This is a genomic window from Aquibaculum sediminis (assembly GCF_040712085.1).
Lineage (GTDB): Bacteria > Pseudomonadota > Alphaproteobacteria > Kiloniellales > DSM-21159 > Aquibaculum > Aquibaculum sediminis.
Genome location: NZ_JBFCVK010000011.1, coordinates 53,091 through 78,642 on the forward strand (window position 1 = coordinate 53,091; position 25,552 = coordinate 78,642).

Here is a 25,552-nt window from a genome sequence, read left to right on the forward strand (position 1 = left end):
AACTCCTTGTCTGTGCTTGATCAGTTGGACCGGCCGCGGGCGTCCACCGGCAGGGCTCCCAGCAGTCTGTCGCCTGCGGTCAGAAAGACGCGGTCGAAGAGGTTGGACACGACGCAGGCGTGATTGGGCAGGATGCGCAGCCGTTCGCCGACCTGCGGTGCCGTGGTGCAGTTCGACACATCCAGGTGGCCATGCTCCTCGCTCAGCCCATAGAGCCGGGCCTCCGGATAGGCTAGGACCAGGCCGTGGCCATCCAACCCCAGCAGGTCGGAGGTCAGGGACTTGGAGCCGGCGTCGAGGATGGCCCTGTCCGCCGTCGGTCGGCTGACGACGGTGGCCAGGACAGTCAGCGCGCACTGCTCGATGGTCGCGACACCACCGGCGACCAGGGAGCGGTCATTGTAGATGTAGGTGCCTGCCCGATACTCCGTGATCGGCGCCAATCCCTCGTCCGACCACATGTCCGGGCTGCCGCCGGAGGTGATGACCGGGACCTGGAGGCCGTGTGCGAGACAGGCTGCGCGGGCTGCCTCGAGGCGTTCGGCGGATTGGACACGCTGGCCGGCGGCGGGGTAGGTCATGAGGCCGCCGAAGACCAGAGCGTCCCTGTCAGCAATGGCCGCGGCCAGAGTTGCAATGTCCTCCGGCTCGGCCAGCCCGCAGCGGCCGGCGCCGGTGTCGCATTCCACGAAGACGCCTATGGTTTCGCCTGCGATGCGCGCTGCTGAGGCGATGCCGTCCACGACCGCGACACTGTCCGCCACGACTGCGAGGCTGCTGCGCCGGGCGACGGTCGCCAGTCGCTCCAGCTTGGCCGGACCGAGTACGTTGGTGGTGAGGAAGATGTCGGTGATGCCGGCGGCGACCATGACCTCGGCCTCGCCCACCGTCTGCACCGTGATGCCGCGCGCGCCCAGTTCGATCTGCCGCCCGGCCCAGGCAACGCTGCGATGGGTCTTGATGTGCGGGCGGTTGATCAGCCCGGCCGCGTCGCAGCGTGCCTGCCAGCGCCGCAGATTGGCGTCCGCCACCTCGGCATCCACCAGAACGGCAGGGGTTTCCAGCGTCTCCAGCGTCCGCTCCAGGGGCTGCAGCGCGGCAGCCAGCGGTGCGGGAAGGTCGTCATCCTTGCTTCGGATGGTCATTCGTCGAACCAGCCCTCCTTGAGGTAGTGCATGTACTCGAAGATCATGCCGTGCTTGCGCACGAAGGTGACCTCCAGGAAATCCCCGACGACGAAGGGCGGGATCAGCACCTCGGCGTCTTCCAGGTAGGGCTCCAGCGCCTCGACCCGGTAGGCCACATGGGGGTTGTCTCGCACCGCAGCGGGAACGGTGCTGTCCTCCCGGTAGCGCAGGAACTCGATGTGTTCCGGATGCTTGCGCGGGTTGGTGACCCAGACCTTGCTGTCCTCCACCCAGTTCTCCTCGGGTTGAGGCTCAGTGGTGGTGATTCCCACATGATCGAATTCGTACTTGCGCATCATCCTATCCTCACCAGTTCACCGCTTCTCGCTGACTCCTCGGCGGCCAGGGTCGCCTCAAGAGCCGCCGTTGCATCTTCGGCCGTGCCGATGGTGACGGCCTCCCCTTTCAGGGCGCAGGAGGCGAAGTAGTTGAACTCCTCGCGCAGGGCACCGCCACGCACGCCGTTGAACATCGGCCAGTATGTTGTATCCGGCGAGTGCAGCTTGTTGTCGTCGACGATCGCCAGGTTCGGGAAGGTGTCCTGAATGTGGATGATGCCCTCGCTGCCGATGATCGACATGCGCTCATCGATGTCGAAGGGTGTTTTCTCCGGCATGCACCAGACGGTCTCCAGCGTGGCACTGGCCCCGCCGGCGAAGCGGTACATGGTCTGGCCAATGTCCGGATACTTCAGCCCACGCACATCCACGGTCTGGGCATAGGCCGAAACGATCCGGTCCCCCGTCATCCAGAGCATAATGTCGGTGTCGTGAATGGCATCGCCGACGATGGGGCCGATCTTCTCCAGGATGGTTGGCGTCCAGGCGGCCGGGATGTTGCGGCGCGACGACAGGGCGACGATCTTGCCGATGCGTCCCTCATCGATTGCCTGCTTGGCCATGCGAAAGCGCGGGTTGAAGCGCACCACATGACCGATGAAGAGGATGCCTTTCGCGTCCTTGGCGGCCGCGGTGATGGTCCGGGCATCGGCCACGGTGGAGGCGATGGGTTTCTCCAGGAAGACGTGCTTGCCGGCCTTCAGGGCATCAACGGCGGGTGCCGTGTGCTGATCCCACATGGTGCAGATCGACACCGCATCGATATCGGGATCATCCAGCATCTCGCGGTAGTCGCGATAGAGCTTGGAGACACCGAACTTCTTGCCCATCTCGGCAAGCCGCTCCGGGGTGCGGGTGCACAGGGCGGCCAGCTCCAGGTTCGGCACCCCCGCGATGGTTTCGGCGTGAATCTCCCCGAACCAGCCGAGGCCGATCACCCCCATTCGCAAACTGTCCATGGGAACCTCCTTCAGAAATCTTCCAGCGTGAGTTCGCGCGACATGACGATGTTTCCGGCGGTCAGGCCGCAGTCCACCGGCAGCGCAACGCCGGTTACGGCGCTGGCGGCATCGGAGGCGAGGAAGGCGATCACCCGAGCAACCTCTTCGGGTTCGACGATGCGCCCCAAGGGATACCAGCGCTCCAGGCGCTTCAGGACCTCCGGATCCTTGGCCTTGCGTGCGTCCCAGATCGGAGTGCGCACGGTTGCCGGTAGCACGCAGTTGGCGCGGATGCCGAAGCGGCCGTACTCCATGGCGATGGCCTTGGTCATGGCGATGATGCCTGCCTTGGCGGCGCTGTAGGCCGGGTCGCCCAGCGCGTAGAGGCCGTTGATGGAGCCGACGCTGACGATAGACCCTGCCCGCCGCTCCACCATCTGCGGCAGGACGGCGTGGGCACAGCGGTAGGCCCCGTTGAGATTTGCGTCGATGTCCTCACCCCAGCCGGCCGGATCGGTCTGCCGCAGGGTGTTGTGGCGGGAAACGCCGGCGTTGTTGATCAGCAGGTGTATCTCGCCGAACTCGGCAAAGGCCGCCTCCACCGCTGGCGCATCCGACAGCTCGGCAACCGCTGCCCGGCAGGCGATGCCCTCTTGCGCCAACTCCTCGACCAGGGTTTCCACGCCCGGATTGCGATCCAGTGCTGCTATGGCCGCACCCTCGGCACCGAAGAAGCGGCAGAGCTGTCGCCCGATCCCGCCGGCCGCGCCGGTGATGGCGACGGTCTTACCTGCGAACTGTCCGCTCATTCTGTGCCTCCCAGGGCCGAACCTCCCAGGGCCTTGCCGATCCAGGCCAGGTTGCGCGGGCGAAGGTGGCCCCAGTTGTAGAAGGCGATCTCCTCCACCCCGCCGGCCTGCAGCGCCTCGACCGCGGCCTGCAGCGCGGCAGGGGAGTCGAAGTCCGGATGCGCCGGGCGCAGGATGCCGCGCAGCTTGCCTTCGCCTTTGAGGCGGCGCTGGATGTCGAAGAGGTCGGCTTTCACCCGCTCCGGTCCGGCTTCGTAGAAGCAGGCCTCGATCAGGCCCGTCGTGCGCGCCAGGGCCTGGAGATCGCTGCCCTCGTACCAGCAGCCGGCGGTGGGGCGGGCCACCGAGGGAATGACGGCCACCGTCGCGTCCGAACGCACGGCAGCGCGTATGTCCGCCACCAGCGAGGTGACGACGGAGGAACGGAAGTCCAGGTAGCGGCGCAGGTCCGCGTTCTCGACGAGGTCCGCCCGCCAGAAGGCCTCGGCCATGTCTTCGGGGTAGTCCAGGTCGCTCGCGAGATAGGCCGTAATGTCGTCTGCGACGCTGGCTTTCAGTCGGCGGGCGTCGATGCCTTTCGCCTCCGCGCCGCTCACGCAGTGGTCGCAGAAGCACAGACCCAACAGGTTATCCAGCCAGGCGTTCGACTTCATTAGCGCGAACTCGTGATGATAGCCGTGGGCGTAGGGCGTGAAGCCGGGCGATTCCATCGATACGCCGCTGACGGGATAGTTCTCGGTGACGTCGCGTGCCAGGCCGACAGCGTAGCGTCGCACTTCAGGCGCCGAGGGGCAGAGGTTGTAGAAGTAGGGGTCACCGAAGGCATTGCGGACCACGGCCTCGGGATGCGCCATTCCCAGCCGGCTGTTGTGCAGCAGCACCATCCAGGCATTGACCGCCATCTCCCCCTGATCGGTCAGTTCGCGGAAGAGGTCGCGTTCCGCCACCAGGCTGTTGGCGACCGGCTTGATGGCGCCGTAGAGGGCCGCATCGGTGTTGAAGTAGACGGTGCCGTCCTCGGGGAAGTAGACCTTTCCCGTCTTGCCGTGGGGGCGCAGGAACTTGCCGGCATGATAGCTGCCGGCGAGGGTCACGGTGTCGAGCCCGAGCCCGCGGAAGGTCCGGGTGGCCTCGGCCACGCCGGTCTCCGCCAGGTCCCAGGCGTAGCTGTATATCGCCTTGTAGCTCATGGTTTCCTTCCCTCAGTGCCTGGCATTCCGAAGCAGGTGCGGCTCCTCGAAGGGCCGGCGGCCGAGCTCCATCGGCTTTCCAGCGAGATAGACCGCAAGCGGTTGCAGCAGGTGCGTCCCCTGGCGGGTCTCGCCGGCCACGTCCCGGAAGGGGAAGTCGCTGGCTTCAAGCTTGAGCACGGTGATGTCCGCCGGCGCGCCCACGCCAAGCTGCCCGAACTCGGGTCGGTTGATCGCCAGTGCTGGCCGGTTGCTGGACATGCCGATCACATCCGGGAGCGGCAGGCCGCAGTTGAGCAGCTTGCTCATGGTGTGGAGCAGGTCGTAGCCGGGGCCCTCGATGGCGATGACGTGAACGTCCGAGGAGATCAGGTCGGGAGGGAAGCCCCGTTCAAGTGCCTGTTCCGTCGAGCGATAGCCGAAGGCGCCCATGCCGTGCGCGATGTCGAAGAGCACGCCGCGCTCGCGCGCCGCCCGCACCTCCGGCAGCAGGTCTCCGTTCGGCGCAAGTGCGGAGTTCGGTTCCGGCCTGAAGCAGTGGGTCAGGATGTCGCCGGGGCGCAGCATGGATACGACCTCGGCGTAGCTTGGCGGCGCCGTGCCGATGTGGGCCATGAGCGGGAGTTGCACGGCCTCGGCCGCCTCCAATGCCAGCTCGAGCGCACCCAGGCCCAGGTCTCCGGTGACAGGACCGCCGATGCGCACCTTCACGCCGACGATGCGGTCCCGGTTCTCCTCGATCTTCGCCACACAGCGGTCGACCGGCAGCATTTCGCGCAGGGTTGCCTCGCCGATGGAGACGCCCTTTTCGAAGCCGAAGATGCCGGGGAAGGAGACGTTCAGGAAAGCGAAGATGCGGTAGGGCGAATGGGCCATGACGTAGTCGCGAAAGCCGTCATAGTTTCCGGCACCCGCGCTGCCGGCATCGACCAGGGTGGTCGTGGCCGAACGGCGGGCGATCAGGCCGGGGTCGACGCTCAGCGACGTGGCCTTGTGATAGACATGGGTGTGGATGTCGATCAGTCCCGGAACGACCAGCGCCCCGGCGACATTCTCGACCTGAGCGCCCTCCGTGGGGAGGGCGGGGGACAAGGCTGCGATGCGTCCGGCCTTGATTCCCACATCCAGTATTTCGTCCAGGCCGTGGCGTTCATCGAGGATGCGACCACCCTTCAGCACGCGGTCGAATGGCGCCGCGCCTGCCGCTTGGCTCATGGCATTGTCTCCGCTTGGTGTCAGGAAGGGCAGGGCCGGAAAACCGCGCACCCACCCTCCTGCGCGAGTACGCTGGCGGTCACGTCAGGTCGATCGCGCGCTTCTCCTCAATGCTCTGCTCTGCCGCCAACACGATCCGCAGGCTGTTGACCGCAGCGTCCATGAACTCGCTCAGATCCAGGTCCTCCTGGATTGCGCGCAGGAACAGCGCCTGTTCGCGATCGCAGAGTTCCTGGTGGCCGGGCTCGTCGGCCATCTGGAAGACCTCGTCCTGGCGGGCGAAGTTCTTGTCCGCGTCCAACTCGGCGTGATGGTATTGGATGGCATCCGTCGTGGTGTGGCGGTCGATATCGGCGGAATCCGACACGCCATCCTCCTCGGCCTTGGCCTTGGATGGATCCGGCACGATCGAGACCGCGCCCTTTGGACCGACCACGTCCTTCACGAAGAAGGCGACCTCACTCATCATCGGGCCCCATCCGGCCTCGTACCAGCCGACCGATCCGTCATCGAAGGTGACGTGCAGGTGGCCGTAGTTCGGTTGGGCCGCGTCGTCCCAGAGCTTGGCGCCGATGCCATGCACCCGCACCGGCTTTGCGCCGGTGAGCTGGCACATCACATCCACATAGTGGACGCCGCAGTCGACGATCGGGATCAGGCTGTCGATGAGGTTCTTGTGCCAAGCCCAGGCAGGGCCACTGCTTTGCTGATTGAGGTTGAGGCGCATCACCAGCGGCTTGCCCAGGGTCTTGCCCAGTTCGATAAACTTCGTCCAGCTGGGATGAACCCTGAGAATGTAGCCGAGCACGAGCTTGCGGTTCTTCTCCCGGGCCAGCCGAACCACCGCCTCGGCATCCTCGATGTTCGTGGCCAGCGGCTTCTCCATGAAGACATGGGCGCCGGCATTCATCGCCTTCATGGCGTACTCGGCGTGGGTGTTGGGCCAGGAATTGATCGATACGGCGTCGGGCTTGAGTTCCGCCAGTGCCTGCTCGAAATCCTCGAAGAGAGGGTAGCCCTGGAGTTCTTCCGGGATCTGCTTCGACTTGATCGTGCGGCTCATCAGCCCGACGATCTCGAAGCCGGGATTGCGGTGATAGGCGCTGGCGTGGGACGCCCCCATGTTGCCGAGCCCGACAACCAGGACTCTCACCTTTTCGGCCATGCATTCCTCCCTGGAAACTCTTTGGGTTCTGTGACGGCGAGCGACCGGGGCCGCCCGCCGTCCTCATTTGTCGCAGTGATTAATCGGCCACGGCCTGGTCAAAGAGGTGAGCCTGGATCTCTTCGACATCCACGGCCTCCAACTCTTCCGACAGAGTGTAGGCCTCGGCATCGGCCTTCACCTGGTCTCTGTTGAAGTCGTTGGCTTCGGCAATCAGCTCGTTGGTCACGTAGTCCTCCGCGCTCACGGCGCTGGAGATCTGACCAAGCTCGTGGATTGTGTCGAAGAAGACCTGCCAGGCTTCCACGTCGTGATCGCCCCAGCCGGCGCGCTGGTCCATGTCGCCGCGATAGACGTTGATCTGCTGCACGATCGAGGTGGTGCCGAGCTCCGGGCCGAGGTTGCTGGCAAGCGACGGGAACTCTTCGAAGACACTTTCCACGGCGGCCCGCGGATTGTGGTAGGCGAACTCCAGGCCCATGGCCCAGCCACGCAGGTACTGCACAAGGAAGGCGCGGCGGTCCGGGTCTTCGAGGTCGGACGCCCGCACAACGAAGGAGTTGGCGAAGAGGGGTGAGTGCTGCACACCCAGCCAATACTCGAAGTCCAGACCCGTCGCGATCCACTCGGCGCGCAGGCCTTCCCAGCTGAGGGCCGCGTCGCCCTGGCCCGCCTGCAGGGCCGTGGCCCAGGTCGGCCAGCCCGCCTCGACGTACTCCACCTTCGAGATGTCGACACCCTGCACCGCCAGCATGGGATCGACGATCGACTGCCAGGCCGCGGAGCCCAGAAGAATGGTCTTGCCTTCCAGGTCCTTGAGGTCGTTCGAGCCCTCGCCCTTGCGGAAGGCGAGGCTGAAGGTGTCCCGCGCGCCCATGTGGAACACCGACTTCAACGCCATGCCATTCTCGATGGCGAAGGAGAAGATGCCGGGGGAGGGGTAGCCCATGTCGGCCTGGCCCACGTCCACGAACTTCACCGTGGCCGTGCCGTCCGACGGACCGGGTTGGGTATCGAATTCCAGGTCACCAAAGTAGCCCATCTTCTTGCCGGCCCAGAGACCGTAGTCGTCGAGCACCTCAAGTGAGCCGCGGGGCGAGATCCAGGTGAAGCCGTCGTAGTTTTCCGCCGAGGCCGGATTTAAGCGGCCCAGTGCAGAGGCGGTGACAAGACCACCGGCAGAAACTTGCAGGAAGGTGCGGCGGCCCATGCCGCCGGGCATCAGAAGCTTTTTCATATCGGTTATCCCCCTGTCAGGTGGTTGTTTGCGGAGGGCCCGCGCACCGGGCCGCCTGTTCTTCCGTCAGGTTGTCGTTACGCCTCCCAGCTCGCGTAGCGCTTGGCCAGAAGGAAAAAGATCATGTAGATCAGGATTCCCAGGAACGAGAGGATCAACACGACCGCAAAGAACTGCGGCATCTGGATCATCGACGAATAGGAGGTCAGGCGGTTGCCGAGGCCGAACCCGCCGCCGACCATTTCCGCGCCCACTGCGGTCAGCAGCCCGAAGATTGAGCCGACCATCAGGCCGACAAAGATCATCGGCAGCGCCATGGGCGCGCGGATCTTCCAGAAGATCTGCAGCGTGGAGGCGCCATAGGAGCGCGCGAGCGCGATCTTCGCGCTGTCGACCCGCCGGAAGCCCGTTGTGGCATTGATCATCACCATGGGGCCCGATGCCAGCGCCACCGCGATGATGCGAGGCTCGTAGCCGAAGCCGAAACGCAGGATCAGCAGCGGCACCAGGGCCAGCATCGGCGTGGTGACGAGCAGCAGAATGTAGGGCGTGATGATCTTCTCGGCGAAGGGAAACTGGGTGATAACGGCGGCCAGAATGAGCCCGACCGTTGCGCCGATGGTGAAGCCCGAGATCAGCTCGACCAAGGTGTGGCCCAGGTGTGGGGCGATCAGGTGAAAGTCGGTCACCAAGGCCCAGGCAATCTCGCTGGGACGCGGCAGCACGTACTGCGGCACGCCAAAGGCCAGCAAGAGCAGTTCCGCACCACCGATGACGAGGACAGCGACCAGCGCAATGATCGCGACCTCGCGCGCGGACTTGATGCCCGGGCCCGCAGCCAGTCCCGACATGTTGGCAACGCCGACCTCTCCGCCGCCATCCGGGGACTGCTTGAAATCGGGTATTGCGTCGCTGCTTGCCATCAATCGCTTCCTCAAGAGGCCTTGGACAGGTTCGCCGCTTTCTTGCGGTTTCGCGCCTTGCTGATCTGGTCGCCGACGATCTCGCTCTTGATCGTGTGGGTCAGGTCGAAGACCTCCTTGGTGCCCATGATCTCAAGCGAGCGTGGTCTCTCGAAGGGAACCCGATGAATGTTCGCGATCCGCCCCGGACGCGCGCTCATCACCACGATCCGATCGGACAGGAAGATCGCCTCGTCGATGGAGTGGGTCACCAGCACGATGGTGGTGCGGGTGTCGAGGTAGATCTCCTCGATCAGATGGTTCATCTCTTCCCGGGTGAAGGCATCGAGTGCACCGAAAGGCTCGTCCATCAGAAGCACGGAAGGCTTGAAAGAAAGGGCCCGCACCAGCGCCACGCGTTGCTGCATGCCGCCGGACAGCTCACGCGGCATGCGTTGGCCGAAGCCCTCCAGCCCCACGCGATGCATCAACTGGTCGATCCAGGCGGTGTCCGGCTTCGCGCCTTTGATCTCGAAAGGAAAGCGAATGTTCGCGTCGATGGTGCGCCAGGGCAGGAGGTTGGCATCCTGGAACACCATGCTGATGTCCGGATGCGGGCCGTCGACCCGCTGACCGTCCAGCGCGATCTCCCCGCTGGTCAGGTGGTGCAGGCCGGACATCGACCAGAGCAGGGTAGTCTTGCCGCTGCCCGAGGGGCCGACGATCGAGACGATCTCGCCTTCCTCGACGGCCAGGGAGCAGCGGTCGATCGCCAGGAGGTCACCCGAGCGCGTTTGGTAAACCTTGGTGGCTTCCGTCACGTTCAGTTTGGGGAGTTGGGAATCCCTCGCGGCCATGGTCCCTCGCGCTGCCCTGCTCAGCCGTGCGCGGCTTGCCCTTTTCCAGGGCGATCTCGCGCCGGTCATCGTTCGGAAATCAGTCTGTAACTATCCGACTTTCCGAGTCAAGCGATCTTGGGACTATGGGGCTATTTCCGCAATTTTCTGAGGTTTGCGGTCTTGCCTAGTTTGTAGGTTTCCTACATTCTGCATAAATCGGCGCACCTGTGGCGCCGTGTGTTCACAGCGGTCAAGCGGGTTTGAGCGGCTGAGAAGGGAGCCACTTTGAGTACCACCGAGGAGCAGCTCAACGGGCCATTGCCGGAGAACGGTCAAGGGGAGGCCTATGGGAAACCGATCCCGGATATTCTCTCCCTGATCAAGGACTCCTACGCCGAGTTGCGACCTGCCGAACGACGGGTTGCCGATGCGGTGCTGGCGGATGTCACCTTCAGTGTCGGCGCATCAAATGCCGAGATTGCACGGCGCGCCGATGTCAGCGAGCCGACGGTCACCCGTTTCTGCCGCGCGATCGGTTGTGACGGGGTGCGCGATTTCAAATTGAAGCTGGCGCAAAGCGTCGTGGTGGGGCGCCTCTACCTGACACCGGTGGCGCCGGGCGAACCCGGAGAAGACGGCTCTCCCTTGTGGAACGTGGTGTTCCAGGAAGTGCGCAATGCGTTGAGCGCCGTGGAGCACAGCATTGACCCTCGTGCCGTGCTCGAGGCGGCCGACATGATCGCCAGGGCTGGCAAGGTCCTGGTGTTCGGCCTTGGCGGCAGTTCGAGCTTTCTTGCCCTGGAAACGGAAAACCGCCTCTTCCGCTACGGCGTCACCGTTGCGGCCCATTCCGATCCCTATGTGATGAAGATGACCGCGTCCACGCTCAAGCGGAACGACCTGGTCATTGCGATCTCCGGCACCGGTCGCACCCGGGAGGTCGTGGAGGCGGTGGCGCTCGCCAAGCACTATCGCGCAGGTGCCTTGGCGATCACCGCGCCCAACACGGATCTCGCCTCGACGGCCGATGTCGCCCTGACGGTGGATATTCCGGAGTATCCCGATCCCTTGAAGCCGACCGCGTCGCGCTATGCCTTCCTTGCCATCATCGATCTGGTTTCGACGGCCGTAGGCTACCGGCTCGATCCGCATGCGCGCGAGACGCTGCGCCGGATCAAGTACACCGTTCTCAATCACCGCCAGGGCAAGGTGCTGGAGCCGCTGGGCGACTGACCCGGTGGTCCCCCACAAACTGCCCAGTTCAAAAAGCTCGGAGGGGAAGCAATGCATGACAGGGTGGATGGCAGCGAGGCCGCGCGCTGGCTCAATGGTGTGGGCGATGCCCTTGCGCGGGGGGATGTCGACGCCACACTCGCACTGTTCCACGACGACTGCTATTGGCGCGATTTCGTGGCCTTCACCTGGAACGTAAAGACAGTAGAGGGCAAAGCAGCTCTTGCCGATATGCTGCGACACAGCCTGGCGCACACCACCCCCTCGGCCTGGCAGATCACCGATGCGGAGACGGTTTCTCCAACGGACACCCGGCTCTGGTTCACCTTCACCACGGCTGTCGGCAAGGGGCTGGGCATTGCAACACTACACGACGGCCTGTGCCGCAGCATCCTGACCACGCTTCAATCGCTCGACGGTCATGAGGAGGCCACGGGCTCGACCCGCCCGCTGGGCGTTCGGCACGGCGCGGACCGCAACCGCACCACCTGGGCCGAAGCGCGCGCCGCTGAACTTTCCGGCTTTGAAACGGGCCAGGATCCCTACTGCCTGATCATCGGGGGCGGGCAGGGTGGCATCATGCTGGGGGCCCGGCTGCGCCAGCTCAACGTGCCGACGGTGATCGTCGAGAAGAACCCGCGGCCCGGCGATTCTTGGCGCAATCGCTACCGCTCGCTCGTGCTGCACGATCCTGTCTGGTACGACCATCTTCCCTACATCCCCTTTCCGGACCATTGGCCTGTCTTCACCCCGAAGGACAAGATGGGCGATTGGCTGGAGATGTACGCCAAGGTGATGGAACTGGTGTACTGGGGCGGAACGGAGTGCGTCTCCGCGCGCTTCGACGAGACCGAGCAGCGCTGGACCGTAGAGTTGTTGCGCGATGGTCGCCCGGTCACGCTTCGGCCGACGCAGCTGGTCTTCGCAACCGGCGCCTACGGTCCGCCGAAACGGCTGCAACTGCCAGGACAGGAAGAGTTCCAGGGCGAGGTCCTGCATTCAAGCCAGTACAGCGACGGTTCCGGCTATGCGGGCAAGAAGGTCGTCGTCATTGGGGCGGCCAGCTCCGGCCACGATGTCTCGGTCGACCTCTGGGAAGCCGGCGCCGAGGTGACCATGGTCCAGCGTTCGCCGACCACGGTGGTGCGCTCGGAAACGCTGATGAAGTTCGCCTTCGACATCTATTCCGAGGAGGCCGTCGCGCAGGGCATCGATGTCGATATCGCTGACCTGATCGCTGCGGCAACGCCCTTCGCCCTGCTGCCGCCCTCGCAGAAGGCCTTGTACGATCGCATCCGGGAGTATGACGCGGATTTCTACCGTCAGCTTGAAGAGGCCGGTTTCCTGCTGGATTTCGGCCCCGACGAGACGGGTCTGATGATGAAGGCCTATCGAACCGGCTCCGGCTACTACATCGACGTCGGGGCCTCACAGCTCATCATCGATGGGCACATCCGGATCAAGGCGGGCGTCAAGATCGAGCGCCTGACGCCAACCGCTGTTGCCTTCAGCGACGGCAGCAAGATCGAGGCCGACGTGGTCATCCAGTCGACCGGCTTTCATTCGATGCACGAAGTGGTCGCACAGATCGTGGACCGGGAAACTGCGGACCGCATCGGCCCCTGCTGGGGCCTCGGCTCCGGCACGCGCAACGACCCCGGCCCCTGGCATGGCGAACTGCGCAACATGTACAAACCGGTTGCGCAGGAGAACCTCTGGTTCCACGGCGGCAATCTGGCGCTCAGCCGCTTCTTCTCCAAGTTTCTCGCGCTGCAGATCAAGGCACGCCAAGAGGGGCTGGCGGGTCCGGTCTATGGCGCACCTCTTTAGGCTCGAGCGCGCGCCTGCCGCCGACATGAACATTTTGTAATCTGGCCGCCACGGGCCGGTAATCGCCGTTGCCTTAGAAACGGGGATCAGCGGCGTGGTTTTCCCCCAAGCGAGATGCCTCATCGCTAGCTCTCCAAACTCCTTGGAGGAGGCCAGTCTTACCCCCGGGCTGGCCTCCTTTTTTTCTGTCGAGAGCATGGGGCCGACTGGGCGGGTGGCTGTGCTATGCTGGTCTTGGAGGTGATGCAATGCGTGTGCTGGTGGTGGAGGATGACGAGAAGACGGCAGACTACATGGTCAAGGGCCTGAGTGAGGCCGGGCATGTGGTGGACCGGGCCGGCGACGGGCATGAAGGCCTCTTCCTGGCCTCCGAGGGCGCCTACGATGCCATCGTTCTCGATCGGATGCTGCCGAAGCTCGATGGCCTCGGCGTCCTGCAGGCGCTGCGCGCGGCCAAGGCGGAAACCCCGGTGCTGATCCTCAGCGCCCTGGCCCAGGTCGACGACCGTGTGGCCGGACTGCGCGCAGGCGGCGACGACTACCTCACCAAGCCCTTTGCCTTCTCCGAGTTGATGGCTCGGCTCGAAGTGCTGGTGCGCCGCAGCAACGCCCCGGCGGTGGAGACGCGCCTAACGGTGGGCGATCTGGAAATGGATCTCCTGGCGCGGCGGGTGACGCGCGCCGGGCAGGGCATCGACCTTCAGCCGCGTGAGTTCCGGCTCCTGGAGTACCTCATGCGCCATGCCGGGCAGACCGTGACCCGCACCATGCTGCTGGAGGCGGTCTGGGACTACCACTTCGACCCGCAAACCAACGTGATCGACGTCCACATCAGCCGCCTGCGGCAGAAGATCGACAAGGGCTTCGAGCGGCCTCTGCTTCACACGGTCCGCGGCGCCGGATATGCACTTCGTGCAGACGCATAGACTCTCCAGCAGCGGTACCTTCCGCTTTGCGCTGCTCTATGCGCTGCTCTTCGGGCTTGCGGCGCTGCTGCTCTTCGGCGGTCTCTACTGGTCCACCGCGGCGCTGATCGAGCGCCAGGTGGCGGACACGGTGGCCGCCGAGCTGCGCGCACTTTCCGACCGCTACCGCAGCGAGGGCATGTCGGGCTTGCAGCTTGCGATCGAACAGCGCAGCGCCGCCGGCGCCGACCCGGAAAGCGTCTACCTGCTGGCCGATGCGGGGCTGCAGCCGCTGGCCGGCAATCTGCGCAACTGGCCGGAAGAGGCCGTGCCGGACGGCTCCTGGGTGCAACTTCAGCTCTACCGCCGCGACCAGGAGGGCGGGCCGGTGCTCGTCGGTGCCCGGGCCTTCCATCTGCCCAACGGCTCGCGTCTTCTGGTCGGGCGGGACATGGAGGCGCGGCGGCACTTTCAGACGACGCTGCTTCGCAACCTGGCGATCACGCTGGGCCTCACCTTGGTCATCGGTCTGGCGGGCGGCTTTCTCGTCAGCCGGCGCCTCCTCCGGAGGGTGGATGCAGTGACCGAGACCAGCCGTCGGATCATGGATGGCGACCTCACGCAGCGGGTGCCGCTGGATCGCAGCGGCGACGAACTCGACCGATTGGCCGAGAGCCTGAACCGCATGCTGGAGCGCATCGAGGCGCTGATGAACGGGATGCGGCTGGTCACCGACAGCCTCGCGCATGATCTGCGCAGCCCGCTGACCCGACTCAAGGGACGGATCGAGCTCACCCTTCTGGGGCCGGACGATCCCGAGGCCTATCGTCAGGCTCTGGAGCAGGCGCTGGCCGAGATCGACATCATCCAGTCCACCTTCAACGCGCTTCTCGCCATCGCCGAGGCGGAGTCCGGAGCTTCGCGCACCCGTCTCGAGTCCCTGGCGCTGGACGAGATGGTCACGGATGTGGCCGAGCTCTACAGCCCGGTGGTCGAGGAGGCAGGGCTGACCTTGGAGGTGGGCACGCTGGAGCCGGTGCATGTGATGGGTCACCGCCAGCTCCTGGCGCAAGCGCTGGCCAACCTGATCGACAACGCCGTGAAGTATGCCGGCGATGGCGGCCGGATCGAGTTGGCATTGGCGTGCACGGACGGGCGGGCGGAACTGACCGTGCGGGACCATGGCCCCGGCATTCCCGAGGAGGCGCGCCAGCGCGTTTTGGAGCGCTTCGTGCGCCTGGATGCGGCGCGCTCGCTCCCGGGCAGTGGGCTGGGTCTCAGCCTGGTGGCGGCGGTGGCGCGGCTGCATGGATCCGACCTGCGCCTCGAGGCAGCGGAGCCCGGTTTGCGGGTGTGCTGGACCTTTCCATTGGCGCCCTCACAGGCCCGGGCAGCCTCTTGACAGGCCGGTTCGCAAAAACCACCTCATTGACGTCCCCGGCGGAGGCCGGTTCCGGGTCCGCACGACAGGGGACGGGGCGCGATCCCATAGATGCGCCCGCACATTTCTGTATCGCTCAAGGAGGATATGGACTCATGCGTACTTTTGATCTTTCCCCCCTTCTGCGTGCCACCGTCGGCTTCGAGCGGATGATGGATATGCTCGACAATCCGGCTCGCTTCGACGAGGCGCCAAGCTATCCGCCCTATAACATCGAGAAGCATGGTGAGGATGACTATCGCATCACCATGGCTGTGGCCGGCTTTTCCGAAGAGGATCTCTCCATCACCGTGCAGGACAATGCCCTGACGGTGGAGGGCAAGAAGGAGCGCGACCAGGCCAAAGAGTGCAACTATCTGCACCGAGGCATCGCCGAGCGGGCCTTTCAGCGCAGCTTCCGCCTGGCCGATCACATTAAGGTGACCGGCGCGAAGCTGGAGAACGGCCTGCTGCACGTTGATCTCGTGCGCGAGGTGCCCGAGGCCATGAAGCCGCGCACCATCTCCATCGAATCGGCCGGGCCTGCCGGACGCACGCAGGTGCTGGAGAACAAGGCGGCCTAATCTTCCCTATCGTTCTGGGCCGGCGCAGCGCGTCGGCCCACCCCGAGCAACCCTCCCCAAGCCTTGCCGGCCGGGCATCCCAGTGATGCCCGGCCTTTTCTTTTGTGCGGTTCGTTGCAAGCGCAGGGCGTTTGGTCACTGCAGCGATCCTTGAAACAAAAACCGCGAGGCGTCGCAGGCAGGCAAGCAGCCTGTGGGCAGGCTGCGAAATTACTGATAGAGCGATTGTGAAGAAGACAGACCGGCCAGCAGAGACCGGCATCAAGGGGAGGGCGTGCATGACGCAGGCAAGAGGCAGACGGCGCGAGGGAGCGCGCGTACGCAGAACTGTTGGCGGGATCAATCAGCTTCCCTGGCGCGCGCTGGAGAATCGTCTGGCGCCGATGGATCTGCTGGACCAGGAAGCGCTGGAGGCCATCCACACCGCGTCGCTGGAGATTCTGGCCGAGGTCGGCTTGGACTTTCTGCACCCGGAGGCACTCACCATCCTCAAGGAGGCCGGGGCCGACTGCGAGGCCGGCAGCCAGCGGGTGCGTTTCGATCCGGCACTGGTGGAGGAACTGGTCGCCAAGGCGCCCGCGCGCTTTCGTCTGCACGCGCGCAACCCGGCACACAATCTCCAGATAGGCGGTTCGGCCATGGTGTTTTGCTCCGTGGCCAGTGCACCCAATGTGAGCGACCTGGTGGGCGGGCGCCGGCCGGGCAACTATCAAGACTTCTGCGATCTGGTGCGCCTGATGCAGGCACTCAACATCGTGCACCTGTTCGGCGGCTACCCGGTGGAGCCGCAGGATCTGCCGCCGGAAACCCGGCACCTCGACGCCCTGCAGGCCCTTGGCACGCTTTCCGATAAGGTCTTCCACGCCTATTCCCTAGGGCGCACCCGCATTCTCGATGCGCTGGAGATGACCCGGATTCTGCGCGGCGTCGATGAGACGCAGCTTGCGCGCGAACCCAGCCTTTTCACTGTGGTCAACTCCTCCTCGCCCTTGCGACTCGACGGGCCGATGATCGAGGGCATGCTCGAGATGGGGCGTCTCGGCCAGCCCGTGGTGCTCACCCCCTTCACGCTGTCGGGCGCCATGGCACCGGCCAGCCTCGCCGGCGCGCTGGCGCTGCAGAATGCCGAGGCATTGGGGTGCATTGCCTTTGCCCAGGCGGCCAATCCAGGCGCGCCCATGGTCTACGGCGGTTTCACCTCGAACGTGGATATGAAGTCCGGCGCACCGGCCTTCGGCACCCCGGAATATGGCAAAGCCGTGCTGGTGGGCGGTCAGCTTGCACGGCGCTATGGCCTGCCGTACCGCAGTTCGAACGTGAATGCCTCGAACTGCGTCGACGGCCAGGCAGCTTACGAGTCGATGATGTCGCTCTGGCCGGTGACGCTCGCGCACAGCAACATGGTGATGCACGCCGCCGGCTGGCTGGAAGGGGGACTGGTGGCCTCCTTCGAGAAGGTGGTGCTCGATGCCGAGATGCTGCAGCACATGGCCGAATTCCTGCAGCCGCTTGCGGTCAATGAAGAGGAGTTGGGGCTCGATGCTGTGCGCGATGTCGGGCCGGGTGGCCACTTCTTTGGAACGGCGCACACCCTGGCTCGCTATGAGCAGGCCTTCTATGCGCCCATGGTGAGCGACTGGCGCAACTTCGAGACCTGGCGTGAGGCCGGGGCGCAGGATGCCACCCAGCGAGCGCACCGCCTCTACAAGCAGCTTCTGGCTGACTTCGAGCCGCCGCCGCTGGATCCTGCGATCGCAGAGGAACTGGAGGCCTTCGTGCAGCGTCGCAAGCGCGAGGGCGGTGCCCCGCCGCTGTGATGGCGGCGCGGATGCGCTATCGGGGGTGTGACTGCAACGGTGGCCGCGGCAGGGCAGAGGCCGCACCGACGGTCTCGCTCGAACTCGGCAGCGGTGCCAAGTCAAATTGTCCGGGGTGCACGACCCGCTCTTTCGGCCAGAGCAAGTAGCGGGCCGCAATCTCGGCATAGCCGGAGAAGCGATAGCCACCATTGGCTGCCAGCAGCCGCGCCTTCTCCTGGCGCCAAAGCGCGGGCAGGCGGAACCAGGGTTCGTTGGGCTGGGCGTGGTGCAGAACGTGTAGGTTGTTGTTCAGATAGAGCAGCGCCATGGGCGCGGAGGCCTCCACGACCACGCTGCGTTCGGACACCGTGGGACTTGCCTGGTGCTCGGCAAAGGAACGCAGCAGCATGAGCGCTGTGCCGGGATAGACGAAGAGCAGCAGGTAGCCGAGTGGCGACAAGCCGCAGACACCAACGACCCAGCCCAGAACCAGCCCGCTGCCAAGCAGATTGAACAGCCAGCCGCGCCACCGCAGCGAACCGCCGACCAGGTCAAGGAGCTCGCCCCACAGGAAACGCCCAATCACCAGTGGCGGCCCGAGAACCAGACGGCCCAGCAGGCAGTTGTTGATCCAGAGCAGCGCCTGCCGCGCCTTGCCGGCACTGGCCCAGCGCTCTGGCGTCAGATACCAGGATTCCGGATCGTCTAGCGGGTCGGTTAGGTGCTCATCATGGTGGTGGCGGATATGGCTGCTGCGATAGATATCGAAGGGCAGCCAGAGGCCAAGGTTGGGCAGCACCAGCAGCCGGTTGAACGTGTCATGTCGGCTGGGATGGCCGTGCACGACCTCATGCTGCAGCGAGCTCTGCCAGGCAACCAGGTATCCGCCCAGCAGCGCCAAGGTCCACCGGGGAAGCGAGTCATGAAACCAGGTCACAAGCCCAAAGCCGCCGTAGATCACCAGCGCAACCAGCAGCGTCGGCCAGCCGAAGGGGCGGTGCGTGCTGGAGGGGCTGTCAGACTGCCGCCTGACTGATGGCAAGGAATGTGCCGCGATGTTCATGATTGGCTACGCAAGGAGACAAATTGCCGGTTTGTTGAATAAGTACAGCGTATGTTGATTATATACCGCATAAGGTGGTGGCGTGCAAGAGCGCGCTGCTGTTCGCCGGCTTGGAGCAGGGGATGTTCTGTGCTGCGGTATGGGTTGGTGTTCGGAGTCATCTGGTCCGGTGTGAGGACGAGCCTTCAAGGGCGGAGCTGATGGAAAGAGAAGAAACGGTCGAGCAGTTTCGCCTGCGACTGCTCGAAGTTCTGGAGCAATCGGGGCTGAACCGGGCCGCCTTCGCGCAGCGCATCGGCCTCGACCGGTCGACGCTGACCCAACTGCTCTCGCCCGAGAACCAGCGTCTGCCGAGAGCGGACACCGTGGTGGCCATCGCCCGGCAGTCCCAGGTCAGCTGTGACTGGCTGCTGGGAGTGACCCAGGACGCGCGGCCCGGCGCCGAACTGGTCCAGGCCGCGATGGAGATCGAGGCCGGCGCCGGGAGCCCGCTGGATGCGCGGCTGCAGCGCTGGCACGCGGAGGCCGCCGGCTACAAGATCCGCTATGTGCCGACCACGCTGCCCGACCTGCTGAAGACCCAAGCGGTCATTCGCTATGAGGTGGGGGAGGAAAGCGGCCTGGTGCACGACCGCCAGCGTGAGCATGCCGAGGCGCGGCTCGCCTACAGCCGCCGCCCGGAAACCGAGATGGAGGCCTGCTGCGCCCTGCAGACCCTGGAGGCCTTCGCCCGCGGCGAGATGATCTGGCGCGAGTTGCCGGTGGAAGAGCGGCGCGAACAGCTGGTGCAGATGATCGGACTGGTGGACGAGCTCTACCCGACCTTCCGCTGGTTCCTCTACGATGGGCGCCGGCGCTATGCCGCACCGATGAATGTCTTCGGGCCGAAGCGGGCGACGCTCTACATCGGGGACATGTTCTTCGTCTTCAACGCGACCGAGCAGATCCGTGTGCTGACGCGCCACTTCGATGACCTGATCCGTGCCGCCGTGGTGCAGCCCACGGAAGTGAAGGGATTCCTCGGCGATCTGCTGCAGGATCTGGACAAGAGCAGCAAGCGCAAGGAGGCGAAGCGATGACGCTTGAAGCGCATTGTCATCGCGGCGGCTGCCACTGCGGTGCCGTTCGTTATGAAACGGAAGGGCCCTTGCGCCCGGTGGTCTACTGCCACTGCCGCCAGTGCCGCCGGATCCATGGACACTTTGCCGCCTACAGTGCCACGCCGCGCGCCGCTTTTCGCCTGGTGGAGAGTCGGGGATTGCGCTGGTATGCTGCCACCAGGCACGCACGCCGCGGCTTCTGTGGCGAATGCGGCGCGAGCCTTTTCTGGGAGCCGGCGGGCGCGAACTACATTTCCCTCGCGGCCGGCACCCTGGAGGAACCTACGGACTTGAGGGCGGAAGCGCATATCTTCGTCGCCGCCAAGGGCGACTACTATGAGATCACCGATACCTTGCCACATCACGCAGGGGCGCCCGACGAAAGCCTGCCCGGGCTGTGTGTCGCCAGCACGTGAGCCGCTTGCCGATGCCTGAACGCCGCAGCGGCGGGTTGCCCATGTACGATCTGCCGGAACTGGTCGCGCAGACCGATGCCTGGTGGCTCGGGCTGGTGCGCCACCTGGAAGCCGCGGGGCTGAGGGGGCTGCCTGAGCGACCCTGCCGGCCGGATGCGCCGGAGGAACTGTGGCTGGCGCAGGATCTGGCGGTCACCCAGACCTGCGGCTATCCCCTGACCAATGCCCTGGCGGGCCGCGTGCGCTATGTGGCGACACCCTGTTACGACGCGCCGGGCTGCGAAGGTGCCTGGTATCGCAGCGCCATCCTGGTGTGTGCGGATGCGAGGATCACGGGACTGGCCGACCTGAAAGGGCACCGGGCCGCGCTCAACGACTGGCACTCTCAGTCGGGCATGAATGCCCTGCGCCACAGTCTCCTGCCCCATGCGGGAACCGGTCCGTTCTTTCGCGACGTGCGGGTCACCGGCAGTCACCGCGCCTCCCTCGCCGCGCTGCGGGCGGGGGAAGCGGATGTGGCTGCGGTGGATTGCGTCACGCTTGCGCTGCTGAAACGCTGCGCGCCCGCCGAGACCGAAGGGCTGTGCCAGCTGGCCTGGTCGGCACCGGCACCGGGCCTGCCGCTCATCACCCGCGCCACGGCCGATGCCGCAGAATGCGCAGCTTTGCGTCGGGGCCTGGCGACCGCCTTTGCTGACCCGGCTCTTGCGCCGCTCCGGGGCGACCTGGGGTTGGCGGGAATGGATGTCCTGCCCTTGGCGGCCTACGACGTCATTCCGGCCATGGCCCAGGCGGCGCCTCAGGACTTCTGGGGATAGCCCAGCGTCTGCAGCGCCACTTCGATCTCACCCAGAATTGCCGGGTCGTCGATGGTGGCCGGCGGCGTATAGGTTTCGGCGTCGGCGATCTTGCGCATGGTGGCTCGCAGGATTTTACCTGATCGCGTCTTGGGCAGCCGCTGGACCACGGTGGCCGACTTGAAGGCCGCCACGGGGCCGATCTGCTCGCGCACCAGTTTGATGGCTTCGGTGACGATCTCCTCTTCCGGACGATCACAGCCGGCATTGAGTACCAGGAAGCCTACGGGCAGCTGCCCCTTGAGGCTGTCGTGCACACCGATCACCGCGCATTCGGCGACGTCGGGATGGGTCGCAAGCGCTTCCTCGATCGCACCGGTAGAGAGGCGATGGCCGGCGACGTTGATGATGTCATCGGTGCGGGCCATGACGAAGACATAGCCGTCCTCGTCGAGGTAGCCCGCATCGCCGGTCTGGTAGAAGCCGGGATAGGTCGAGAGATAGGTCTGTTCAAAGCGCTCGCGCGCGTTCCAGAGCGTCGGGAAGGTGCCCGGCGGCAGCGGCAGCTTGCCGACGATGGCACCGATGGTGTCGGCCGCGACCTCCTTGCCCTCGGGGTCGAGCACGCGCAGGTCCCATCCGGGCACCGCGCGGGTGGGGGAGCCCGGCTTTACCGGCAGCGCTTCGATGCCCATGCAGTTGGCAGCGATGGGCCAGCCGGTTTCCGTCTGCCACCAGTGGTCGATCACTGGCACCTGCAGCTTGTCCTGGGCCCAGAGCAGGGTGTCGGGGTCGCAGCGCTCGCCGGCCAGGAAGAGGGCGCGGAAGCGCGAGAGATCGTGCTTGCCGATGAGTTCGCCCCGCGGGTCCTGCTGGCGGATGGCGCGGAACGCCGTGGGCGCTGTGAAGAGGGTGACCACGCCGTGCTGGGCAATGACCCGCCAGAAGGCGCCGGCATCCGGCGTGCCCACGGGCTTGCCTTCATAGAGAACGGTTGTGGCGCCGTGCAGGAGCGGGGCGTAGACGATGTAGCTGTGGCCGACCACCCAGCCGACATCGGACGCAGACCAGTAAACCTCTCCCGGCTCGATGTTGTAGATGTTCTTCATGGACCAGGGCAGGGCGACGGCATGGCCGCCGGCGTCGCGCACGATCCCCTTGGGCTGGCCCGTGGTGCCTGAGGTGTAGAGGATATAGAGAGGGTCGGTGGCCTCGATGGCCACGCAGTCGGCAGGGGTGGCGCCGCTGACCGCCTCCATCCAGTCCTCGTCGCGCCCTGGCTGCAGGCTACAGTCCTGCTGCGGGCGGCGGAAGATCAGGCAGCTCTCCGGCTTGTGCCGTGCTTCCTCGATCGCCCGGTCGAGCAGCGGCTTGTAGGCCACGACCCGCTCCCCTTCGATGCCGCAGGAGGCGGAGAGCACCAGCTTGGGCGCGCAGTCGTCGATGCGCTTGGCCAACTCATGCGCGGCGAAACCGCCGAAGACGACCGAGTGAACCGCCCCCAGCCTGGCGCAGGCCAGCATTGCCATGGCCGTTTCCGGGATCATCGGCATGTAGATGATTACGCGATCGCCCGTACCCACGCCGCGCGCCTTGAGCGCACCTGCCAGCTCCGCCACGCGGTCACGCAGTTCGCGATAGGTGAAGTGCGCCACGGTGTTGGTGACCGGGGAGTCGTAGATCAGGGCGCACTGCTCACCGCGGCCGGCTGACACATGACGGTCCAGGGCATTGTGGCAGGTGTTGATGCGGCCGCCAGTGAACCAGCGATAGTGCGGTGCGTCGCTGTCATCGAGCACCCGGTCCCAGCGCTTCTCCCATTCCAGCGCCTCCGCGGCCTCGCCCCAGAAGCCCTCCGGGTCGCGCAGGGAACGGGCATGCACGTCGTCGAACTCACCCATGGCCAAGGGTCCTCCCAGGGTTGTTTTGCTCTTGTGTGCGAGTGTCGCGCAAAAGCCCAGCCGGGTAAATCGGCATGACTGGATCGGTGCCTGAGCGAGAATGCTGCTGCCTGCTCACACCTCGATGCCGGCCTGCAGCGCCAGGCGCACCAGGTGGGACAGGCTTTTCGCGCCCATCTTGTCCATAACCCGGCTGCGGTGCACCTCCACGGTACGTGCCGAGATGCCCAGTTCGAAGGCGATCACCTTGTTGGGCTGCCCGAGAACAAGCTGCTCCAGCACATCGCGTTCGCGCGGCGTGAGGCTGTCCAGTCTCTCCGCGACCTGCGCCCGCTCTTGGGCGCGTCCCTGGCGCTCCTCCTCATGGGCCATCATGGTCCGTACGGCCTGCAGCAGGAGTGACTCCGTCAGCGGTTTCTCAATGAAATCAAGCGCACCTGCCTTCATGGCACGTACCGCGATGGGCACATCGCCGTGGCCGGTCATCACCACGACTGGGAGCTCCGACCCCTGCTGACGCAGGCGGTCGAGCAGTTCCAGCCCGTCCATGCCCGGCATGCGCACGTCGAGCAGCAGGCCGCCGCGCAGGGCGGGGCTCCAGGCGTCGAGAAAAAGCTCGGCCGATTCAAAGCCGATGGTGGTGTAGCCCTCGACCTCGAGCAGCACGGCAAGCGAATCCCGCACCGCCGGGTCGTCATCGACAATGTAGATGGGATGGTCAGTCATACGCCGCAGCCCGCTTGTCCATTACCGGAAGGGAGACGCGGAAGCGTGTGCCGCCTCCCTCGACCGGTTCCGCCCGAATCTGCCCCTGGTGTGCGTCCAGTATGGAGCGGCAGATCGACAGGCCAATCCCCATACCGTTCGCCTTGGTCGAAACAAAGGGCATGAAGAGCTGTTCGGCCACCTCGGGATCAAGCCCGGGCCCGTTGTCGCTCACGCTGAGCTCCACCGTATCCGCTGAGGTGCCGGTCGAGACCAGGAGACGGCGATGGTCCACCGCCTGTAGGGCTTCGACGGCATTGCGCACCAGATTGAGGACAATCTGCTGCAACTGGGTTGCGTCGGCCAGGACCGGCGGGAGGTCTTCTTGCAGGTCGAAGCTGACCTCGATCTCCTCCTCGCGCGCACCGATCAGGGCGAGGCCGGAGGCTTCGCGCACCACGGCGTTGAGATCGGTCGGTTGCAGCTCGCTCTGCCCCCGTCCGATGAGTTGGCGCAGGCGCCGCACGATCTGCCCGGCGCGGTCGGTCTGTTCCACGGCCCGGTTCATCAGGCCAATGATCCGCTCGGCCTTCTCGTCCTCCACGCCGTCCAGCATGCGCCGGCTGGCATTCACGTAGTTGGCCACGGCGGTCATGGGCTGGTTGAGTTCGTGTGCAATGGCGGAGGCCATTTCGCCCAGTTCGCTGATGCGGCCAATGCGGTAGAGGTGGTGCTGCAACTCCTGCGCCCGGGCTTCGCTGCGGCGGTTCTCCGTTATATCGATGCCGGTGGTCACGAGATAGTGAGAAACGCCCATGTCGTCCTGAATGGCGGCGGTGGACCAGGAGACAAGCCGGACTTCGCCGCCCTTGCGGAGCAGGCTGCCCTCCCAACGGTTGGGCACCTGTGCGTCGAAGGGGCCGCTCTGCAACAGGCCGTGCAAACTGGTGTTCGCGTCGGGGATCAATTCGAGAATGCTGCGGCCCACAAGCTCGCCGGCGCTGTAGCCGGACAGGCGCTGGCAGGCGGCATTGCTGCGCACCACGCGGCCCTGTTGGTCGAGGACGACAACCAGGGCCTGGGTGGTGTCCAGCATCGCGGCGATGAAGTTGCGTTCGCTCGCCACGGCCCGTTCGGCGGCCACGCGTTCGCTCATGTCATGAATGAAGCCGGTGAAGAGCCGTTGCCCGGCCTGGGTCACCTCGCCCACCATGAGGTGGACTGGGAAAACGCTGCCATCCTTCCGCCGGGCGTCCACCTGGCGTCCCAAACCGATGATGCGCTTCTCTCCGGTGCGCAGGTAGCGTTCGAGATAGTCATCGTGCTTCTCGCGGTCTGGCGAGGGCATCAGCATGCTGACGTTGTGGCCGATCACTTCGCTGGCGCGGTAGCCGAACAGCTTCTCGCCCACGCGGCTGAAGGACTGGACGATGCCTTTCTGATCGATGGTGATGACGGCATCGGCCGAGGTGCCGATCACGGCCTCCAGGCGCGCCCGCTCTTCGCGCAGTCGCTCGTCCTTGCGCGTCCAGAGCAGGCCGAGTGTGGCCGTTGACCAGATGGCAACCAGCGTCAGCAGGCGATTGCTGAGGCCGAGAAAGGTTGCCGACGTGGATTCCGGCGCTGCCGCCATGACGAAGTAGCCGACCATAGTCAGCACGGAGGCGGTGGCAGCGAAGGCAAAGGTGGCCTGCCGCCAGGGCAAGAGGCTCGCCAGCATCACCGGCAGCACATAGAGCACGCCGACAGCCACACCCATCTCCGACAAAAGGTCGAAAACGAAAGTGACCAGCAGCGCCAAGCCTGCCAGTCCGGCAACCACGGCGGGTTTGGACTGCCAGCCGTGTGTGCGCTCATATGACAGGCCCATGCAGGCGTTCCCTCGTTTGGGGCTTGCTATGCCACGATAGGCGGCTTGCCCGGAAGCGACAATGCTCCGCAGGCTGTTCACGGGCCTCGCGGGGGCGCCTGCTGGG

General features: G+C 65.3%; 23 protein-coding genes. 9 read left to right on the plus strand and 14 right to left on the minus strand.

Features of this window, described 5'->3' with window-relative positions; genetic code table 11:
- Positions 1-20: 20 nt before the first annotated feature.
- The 10 genes from ABZ720_RS15915 to ABZ720_RS15960 form a co-directional block, all read right to left on the minus strand.
- Complete coding sequence (locus ABZ720_RS15915; RefSeq protein WP_366556511.1) at positions 21-1,145, minus strand: alanine racemase; 1,125 nt, start codon at positions 1,143-1,145, stop codon at positions 21-23.
- Positions 1,142-1,486, minus strand: coding sequence for a hypothetical protein (locus tag ABZ720_RS15920; protein WP_366556512.1), 345 nt, complete (start codon positions 1,484-1,486; stop codon positions 1,142-1,144). The genes ABZ720_RS15915 and ABZ720_RS15920 overlap by 4 nt, the downstream gene beginning before the upstream one ends.
- The gene (locus ABZ720_RS15925) at positions 1,483-2,484 is read right to left on the minus strand and encodes a Gfo/Idh/MocA family protein (protein ID WP_366556513.1); all 1,002 of its coding nucleotides are present in this window, start codon (positions 2,482-2,484) and stop codon (positions 1,483-1,485) included. Before ABZ720_RS15925 ends, ABZ720_RS15920 begins: the two co-directional genes overlap by 4 nt.
- Positions 2,485-2,495: 11 nt before the next feature.
- Positions 2,496-3,275 (minus strand): SDR family oxidoreductase, encoded by a 780-nt coding sequence (locus ABZ720_RS15930; protein WP_366556514.1) that lies wholly within the window; start codon positions 3,273-3,275, stop codon positions 2,496-2,498.
- Positions 3,272-4,465, minus strand: coding sequence for a hypothetical protein (locus tag ABZ720_RS15935; RefSeq protein WP_366556515.1), 1,194 nt, complete (start codon positions 4,463-4,465; stop codon positions 3,272-3,274). The genes ABZ720_RS15930 and ABZ720_RS15935 overlap by 4 nt, the downstream gene beginning before the upstream one ends.
- A 12-nt stretch (positions 4,466-4,477) precedes the next feature.
- On the minus strand, positions 4,478-5,680 hold the full coding sequence (locus tag ABZ720_RS15940; RefSeq protein ID WP_366556516.1) for an amidohydrolase family protein: 1,203 nt from the start codon (positions 5,678-5,680) through the stop codon (positions 4,478-4,480).
- Positions 5,681-5,759: 79 nt separating this feature from the next.
- Positions 5,760-6,845, minus strand: coding sequence for a Gfo/Idh/MocA family protein (locus tag ABZ720_RS15945; protein ID WP_366556517.1), 1,086 nt, complete (start codon positions 6,843-6,845; stop codon positions 5,760-5,762).
- 79 nt (positions 6,846-6,924) lie between these two features.
- The gene (locus ABZ720_RS15950; RefSeq protein ID WP_366556518.1) at positions 6,925-8,082 is read right to left on the minus strand and encodes an ABC transporter substrate-binding protein; all 1,158 of its coding nucleotides are present in this window, start codon (positions 8,080-8,082) and stop codon (positions 6,925-6,927) included.
- A gap of 77 nt (positions 8,083-8,159) precedes the next feature.
- Positions 8,160-9,005, minus strand: a complete 846-nt coding sequence (locus ABZ720_RS15955) for an ABC transporter permease (RefSeq protein ID WP_275824180.1) — start codon at positions 9,003-9,005, stop codon at positions 8,160-8,162.
- A gap of 11 nt (positions 9,006-9,016) precedes the next feature.
- Positions 9,017-9,841, minus strand: a complete 825-nt coding sequence (locus ABZ720_RS15960; protein ID WP_366556519.1) for an ABC transporter ATP-binding protein — start codon at positions 9,839-9,841, stop codon at positions 9,017-9,019.
- A gap of 267 nt (positions 9,842-10,108) precedes the next feature.
- Between ABZ720_RS15960 and ABZ720_RS15965 the strand changes: the two genes are divergently transcribed.
- From ABZ720_RS15965 to ABZ720_RS15990, 6 genes are all read left to right on the plus strand, one after another.
- Positions 10,109-11,056 carry a MurR/RpiR family transcriptional regulator gene (locus ABZ720_RS15965; protein ID WP_366556520.1) on the plus strand — a complete coding sequence of 316 codons (948 nt, stop codon included), beginning with the start codon at positions 10,109-10,111 and terminating at the stop codon, positions 11,054-11,056.
- Positions 11,057-11,107: 51 nt separating this feature from the next.
- Positions 11,108-12,886 carry an NAD(P)-binding domain-containing protein gene (locus ABZ720_RS15970; RefSeq protein ID WP_366556521.1) on the plus strand — a complete coding sequence of 593 codons (1,779 nt, stop codon included), beginning with the start codon at positions 11,108-11,110 and terminating at the stop codon, positions 12,884-12,886.
- Positions 12,887-13,134: 248 nt separating this feature from the next.
- Positions 13,135-13,812 (plus strand): winged helix-turn-helix domain-containing protein, encoded by a 678-nt coding sequence (locus ABZ720_RS15975; protein ID WP_366556522.1) that lies wholly within the window; start codon positions 13,135-13,137, stop codon positions 13,810-13,812.
- Entirely contained in the window at positions 13,799-15,193 is a 1,395-nt protein-coding gene (locus ABZ720_RS15980; protein WP_366556523.1) for a sensor histidine kinase, read from the plus strand. The genes ABZ720_RS15975 and ABZ720_RS15980 overlap by 14 nt, the downstream gene beginning before the upstream one ends.
- Positions 15,194-15,327: 134 nt before the next feature.
- Positions 15,328-15,795 (plus strand): Hsp20 family protein, encoded by a 468-nt coding sequence (locus ABZ720_RS15985; RefSeq protein ID WP_366556524.1) that lies wholly within the window; start codon positions 15,328-15,330, stop codon positions 15,793-15,795.
- A gap of 278 nt (positions 15,796-16,073) precedes the next feature.
- Positions 16,074-17,612, plus strand: a complete 1,539-nt coding sequence (locus ABZ720_RS15990) for a trimethylamine methyltransferase family protein (RefSeq protein WP_366556525.1) — start codon at positions 16,074-16,076, stop codon at positions 17,610-17,612.
- A gap of 16 nt (positions 17,613-17,628) precedes the next feature.
- Here the strand turns inward: ABZ720_RS15990 and ABZ720_RS15995 are convergent, their stop codons facing one another.
- Positions 17,629-18,657, minus strand: a complete 1,029-nt coding sequence (locus ABZ720_RS15995; protein WP_366556526.1) for a fatty acid desaturase — start codon at positions 18,655-18,657, stop codon at positions 17,629-17,631.
- A gap of 200 nt (positions 18,658-18,857) precedes the next feature.
- Here ABZ720_RS15995 and ABZ720_RS16000 point away from each other — a divergent pair, with 200 nt between their 5' ends.
- Genes ABZ720_RS16000 through ABZ720_RS16010 form a run of 3 tightly spaced genes read left to right on the plus strand, consistent with a single transcriptional unit; the run spans position 18,858 to position 20,991 of the window.
- On the plus strand, positions 18,858-19,736 hold the full coding sequence (locus ABZ720_RS16000; RefSeq protein ID WP_366556527.1) for a helix-turn-helix domain-containing protein: 879 nt from the start codon (positions 18,858-18,860) through the stop codon (positions 19,734-19,736).
- Positions 19,733-20,173: a GFA family protein gene (locus ABZ720_RS16005; protein WP_366556528.1), complete on the plus strand. Its 441-nt coding sequence runs from the start codon at positions 19,733-19,735 to the stop codon at positions 20,171-20,173. Before ABZ720_RS16000 ends, ABZ720_RS16005 begins: the two co-directional genes overlap by 4 nt.
- 11 nt (positions 20,174-20,184) lie before the next feature.
- A complete protein-coding gene (locus ABZ720_RS16010) occupies positions 20,185-20,991 on the plus strand; it encodes a phosphate/phosphite/phosphonate ABC transporter substrate-binding protein (RefSeq protein ID WP_366556529.1) in 807 nt (268 codons plus the stop codon).
- Here the strand turns inward: ABZ720_RS16010 and ABZ720_RS16015 are convergent.
- From ABZ720_RS16015 to ABZ720_RS16025, 3 genes are all read right to left on the minus strand, one after another.
- Positions 20,973-22,871, minus strand: coding sequence for a propionyl-CoA synthetase (locus tag ABZ720_RS16015; RefSeq protein WP_366556530.1), 1,899 nt, complete (start codon positions 22,869-22,871; stop codon positions 20,973-20,975). The genes ABZ720_RS16010 and ABZ720_RS16015 overlap by 19 nt on opposite strands.
- Positions 22,872-22,985: 114 nt before the next feature.
- Positions 22,986-23,597, minus strand: a complete 612-nt coding sequence (gene fixJ, locus ABZ720_RS16020) for a response regulator FixJ (RefSeq protein WP_366556531.1) — start codon at positions 23,595-23,597, stop codon at positions 22,986-22,988.
- A complete protein-coding gene (locus ABZ720_RS16025; protein WP_366556532.1) occupies positions 23,590-25,446 on the minus strand; it encodes a PAS domain-containing sensor histidine kinase in 1,857 nt (618 codons plus the stop codon). Before ABZ720_RS16025 ends, fixJ begins: the two co-directional genes overlap by 8 nt.
- Positions 25,447-25,552: the final 106 nt, after the last annotated feature.

Coding starts and splice junctions, on each gene's coding strand:
- ABZ720_RS15915 (WP_366556511.1), bottom strand. CDS start 1,145: ATGACCATCCGAAGCAAGGATGACGACCTTCCCGCACCGCTGGCTGCC.
- ABZ720_RS15920 (WP_366556512.1), bottom strand. CDS start 1,486: ATGATGCGCAAGTACGAATTCGATCATGTGGGAATCACCACCACTGAG.
- ABZ720_RS15925 (WP_366556513.1), bottom strand. CDS start 2,484: ATGGACAGTTTGCGAATGGGGGTGATCGGCCTCGGCTGGTTCGGGGAG.
- ABZ720_RS15930 (WP_366556514.1), bottom strand. CDS start 3,275: ATGAGCGGACAGTTCGCAGGTAAGACCGTCGCCATCACCGGCGCGGCC.
- ABZ720_RS15935 (WP_366556515.1), bottom strand. CDS start 4,465: ATGAGCTACAAGGCGATATACAGCTACGCCTGGGACCTGGCGGAGACC.
- ABZ720_RS15940 (WP_366556516.1), bottom strand. CDS start 5,680: ATGAGCCAAGCGGCAGGCGCGGCGCCATTCGACCGCGTGCTGAAGGGT.
- ABZ720_RS15945 (WP_366556517.1), bottom strand. CDS start 6,845: ATGGCCGAAAAGGTGAGAGTCCTGGTTGTCGGGCTCGGCAACATGGGG.
- ABZ720_RS15950 (WP_366556518.1), bottom strand. CDS start 8,082: ATGAAAAAGCTTCTGATGCCCGGCGGCATGGGCCGCCGCACCTTCCTG.
- ABZ720_RS15955 (WP_275824180.1), bottom strand. CDS start 9,005: ATGGCAAGCAGCGACGCAATACCCGATTTCAAGCAGTCCCCGGATGGC.
- ABZ720_RS15960 (WP_366556519.1), bottom strand. CDS start 9,841: ATGGCCGCGAGGGATTCCCAACTCCCCAAACTGAACGTGACGGAAGCC.
- ABZ720_RS15970 (WP_366556521.1), top strand. CDS start 11,108: ATGCATGACAGGGTGGATGGCAGCGAGGCCGCGCGCTGGCTCAATGGT.
- ABZ720_RS15975 (WP_366556522.1), top strand. CDS start 13,135: ATGCGTGTGCTGGTGGTGGAGGATGACGAGAAGACGGCAGACTACATG.
- ABZ720_RS15985 (WP_366556524.1), top strand. CDS start 15,328: ATGCGTACTTTTGATCTTTCCCCCCTTCTGCGTGCCACCGTCGGCTTC.
- ABZ720_RS15990 (WP_366556525.1), top strand. CDS start 16,074: ATGACGCAGGCAAGAGGCAGACGGCGCGAGGGAGCGCGCGTACGCAGA.
- ABZ720_RS15995 (WP_366556526.1), bottom strand. CDS start 18,657: ATGAACATCGCGGCACATTCCTTGCCATCAGTCAGGCGGCAGTCTGAC.
- ABZ720_RS16000 (WP_366556527.1), top strand. CDS start 18,858: ATGGAAAGAGAAGAAACGGTCGAGCAGTTTCGCCTGCGACTGCTCGAA.
- ABZ720_RS16005 (WP_366556528.1), top strand. CDS start 19,733: ATGACGCTTGAAGCGCATTGTCATCGCGGCGGCTGCCACTGCGGTGCC.
- ABZ720_RS16010 (WP_366556529.1), top strand. CDS start 20,185: ATGCCTGAACGCCGCAGCGGCGGGTTGCCCATGTACGATCTGCCGGAA.
- ABZ720_RS16015 (WP_366556530.1), bottom strand. CDS start 22,871: ATGGGTGAGTTCGACGACGTGCATGCCCGTTCCCTGCGCGACCCGGAG.
- fixJ (WP_366556531.1), bottom strand. CDS start 23,597: ATGACTGACCATCCCATCTACATTGTCGATGACGACCCGGCGGTGCGG.
- ABZ720_RS16025 (WP_366556532.1), bottom strand. CDS start 25,446: ATGGGCCTGTCATATGAGCGCACACACGGCTGGCAGTCCAAACCCGCC.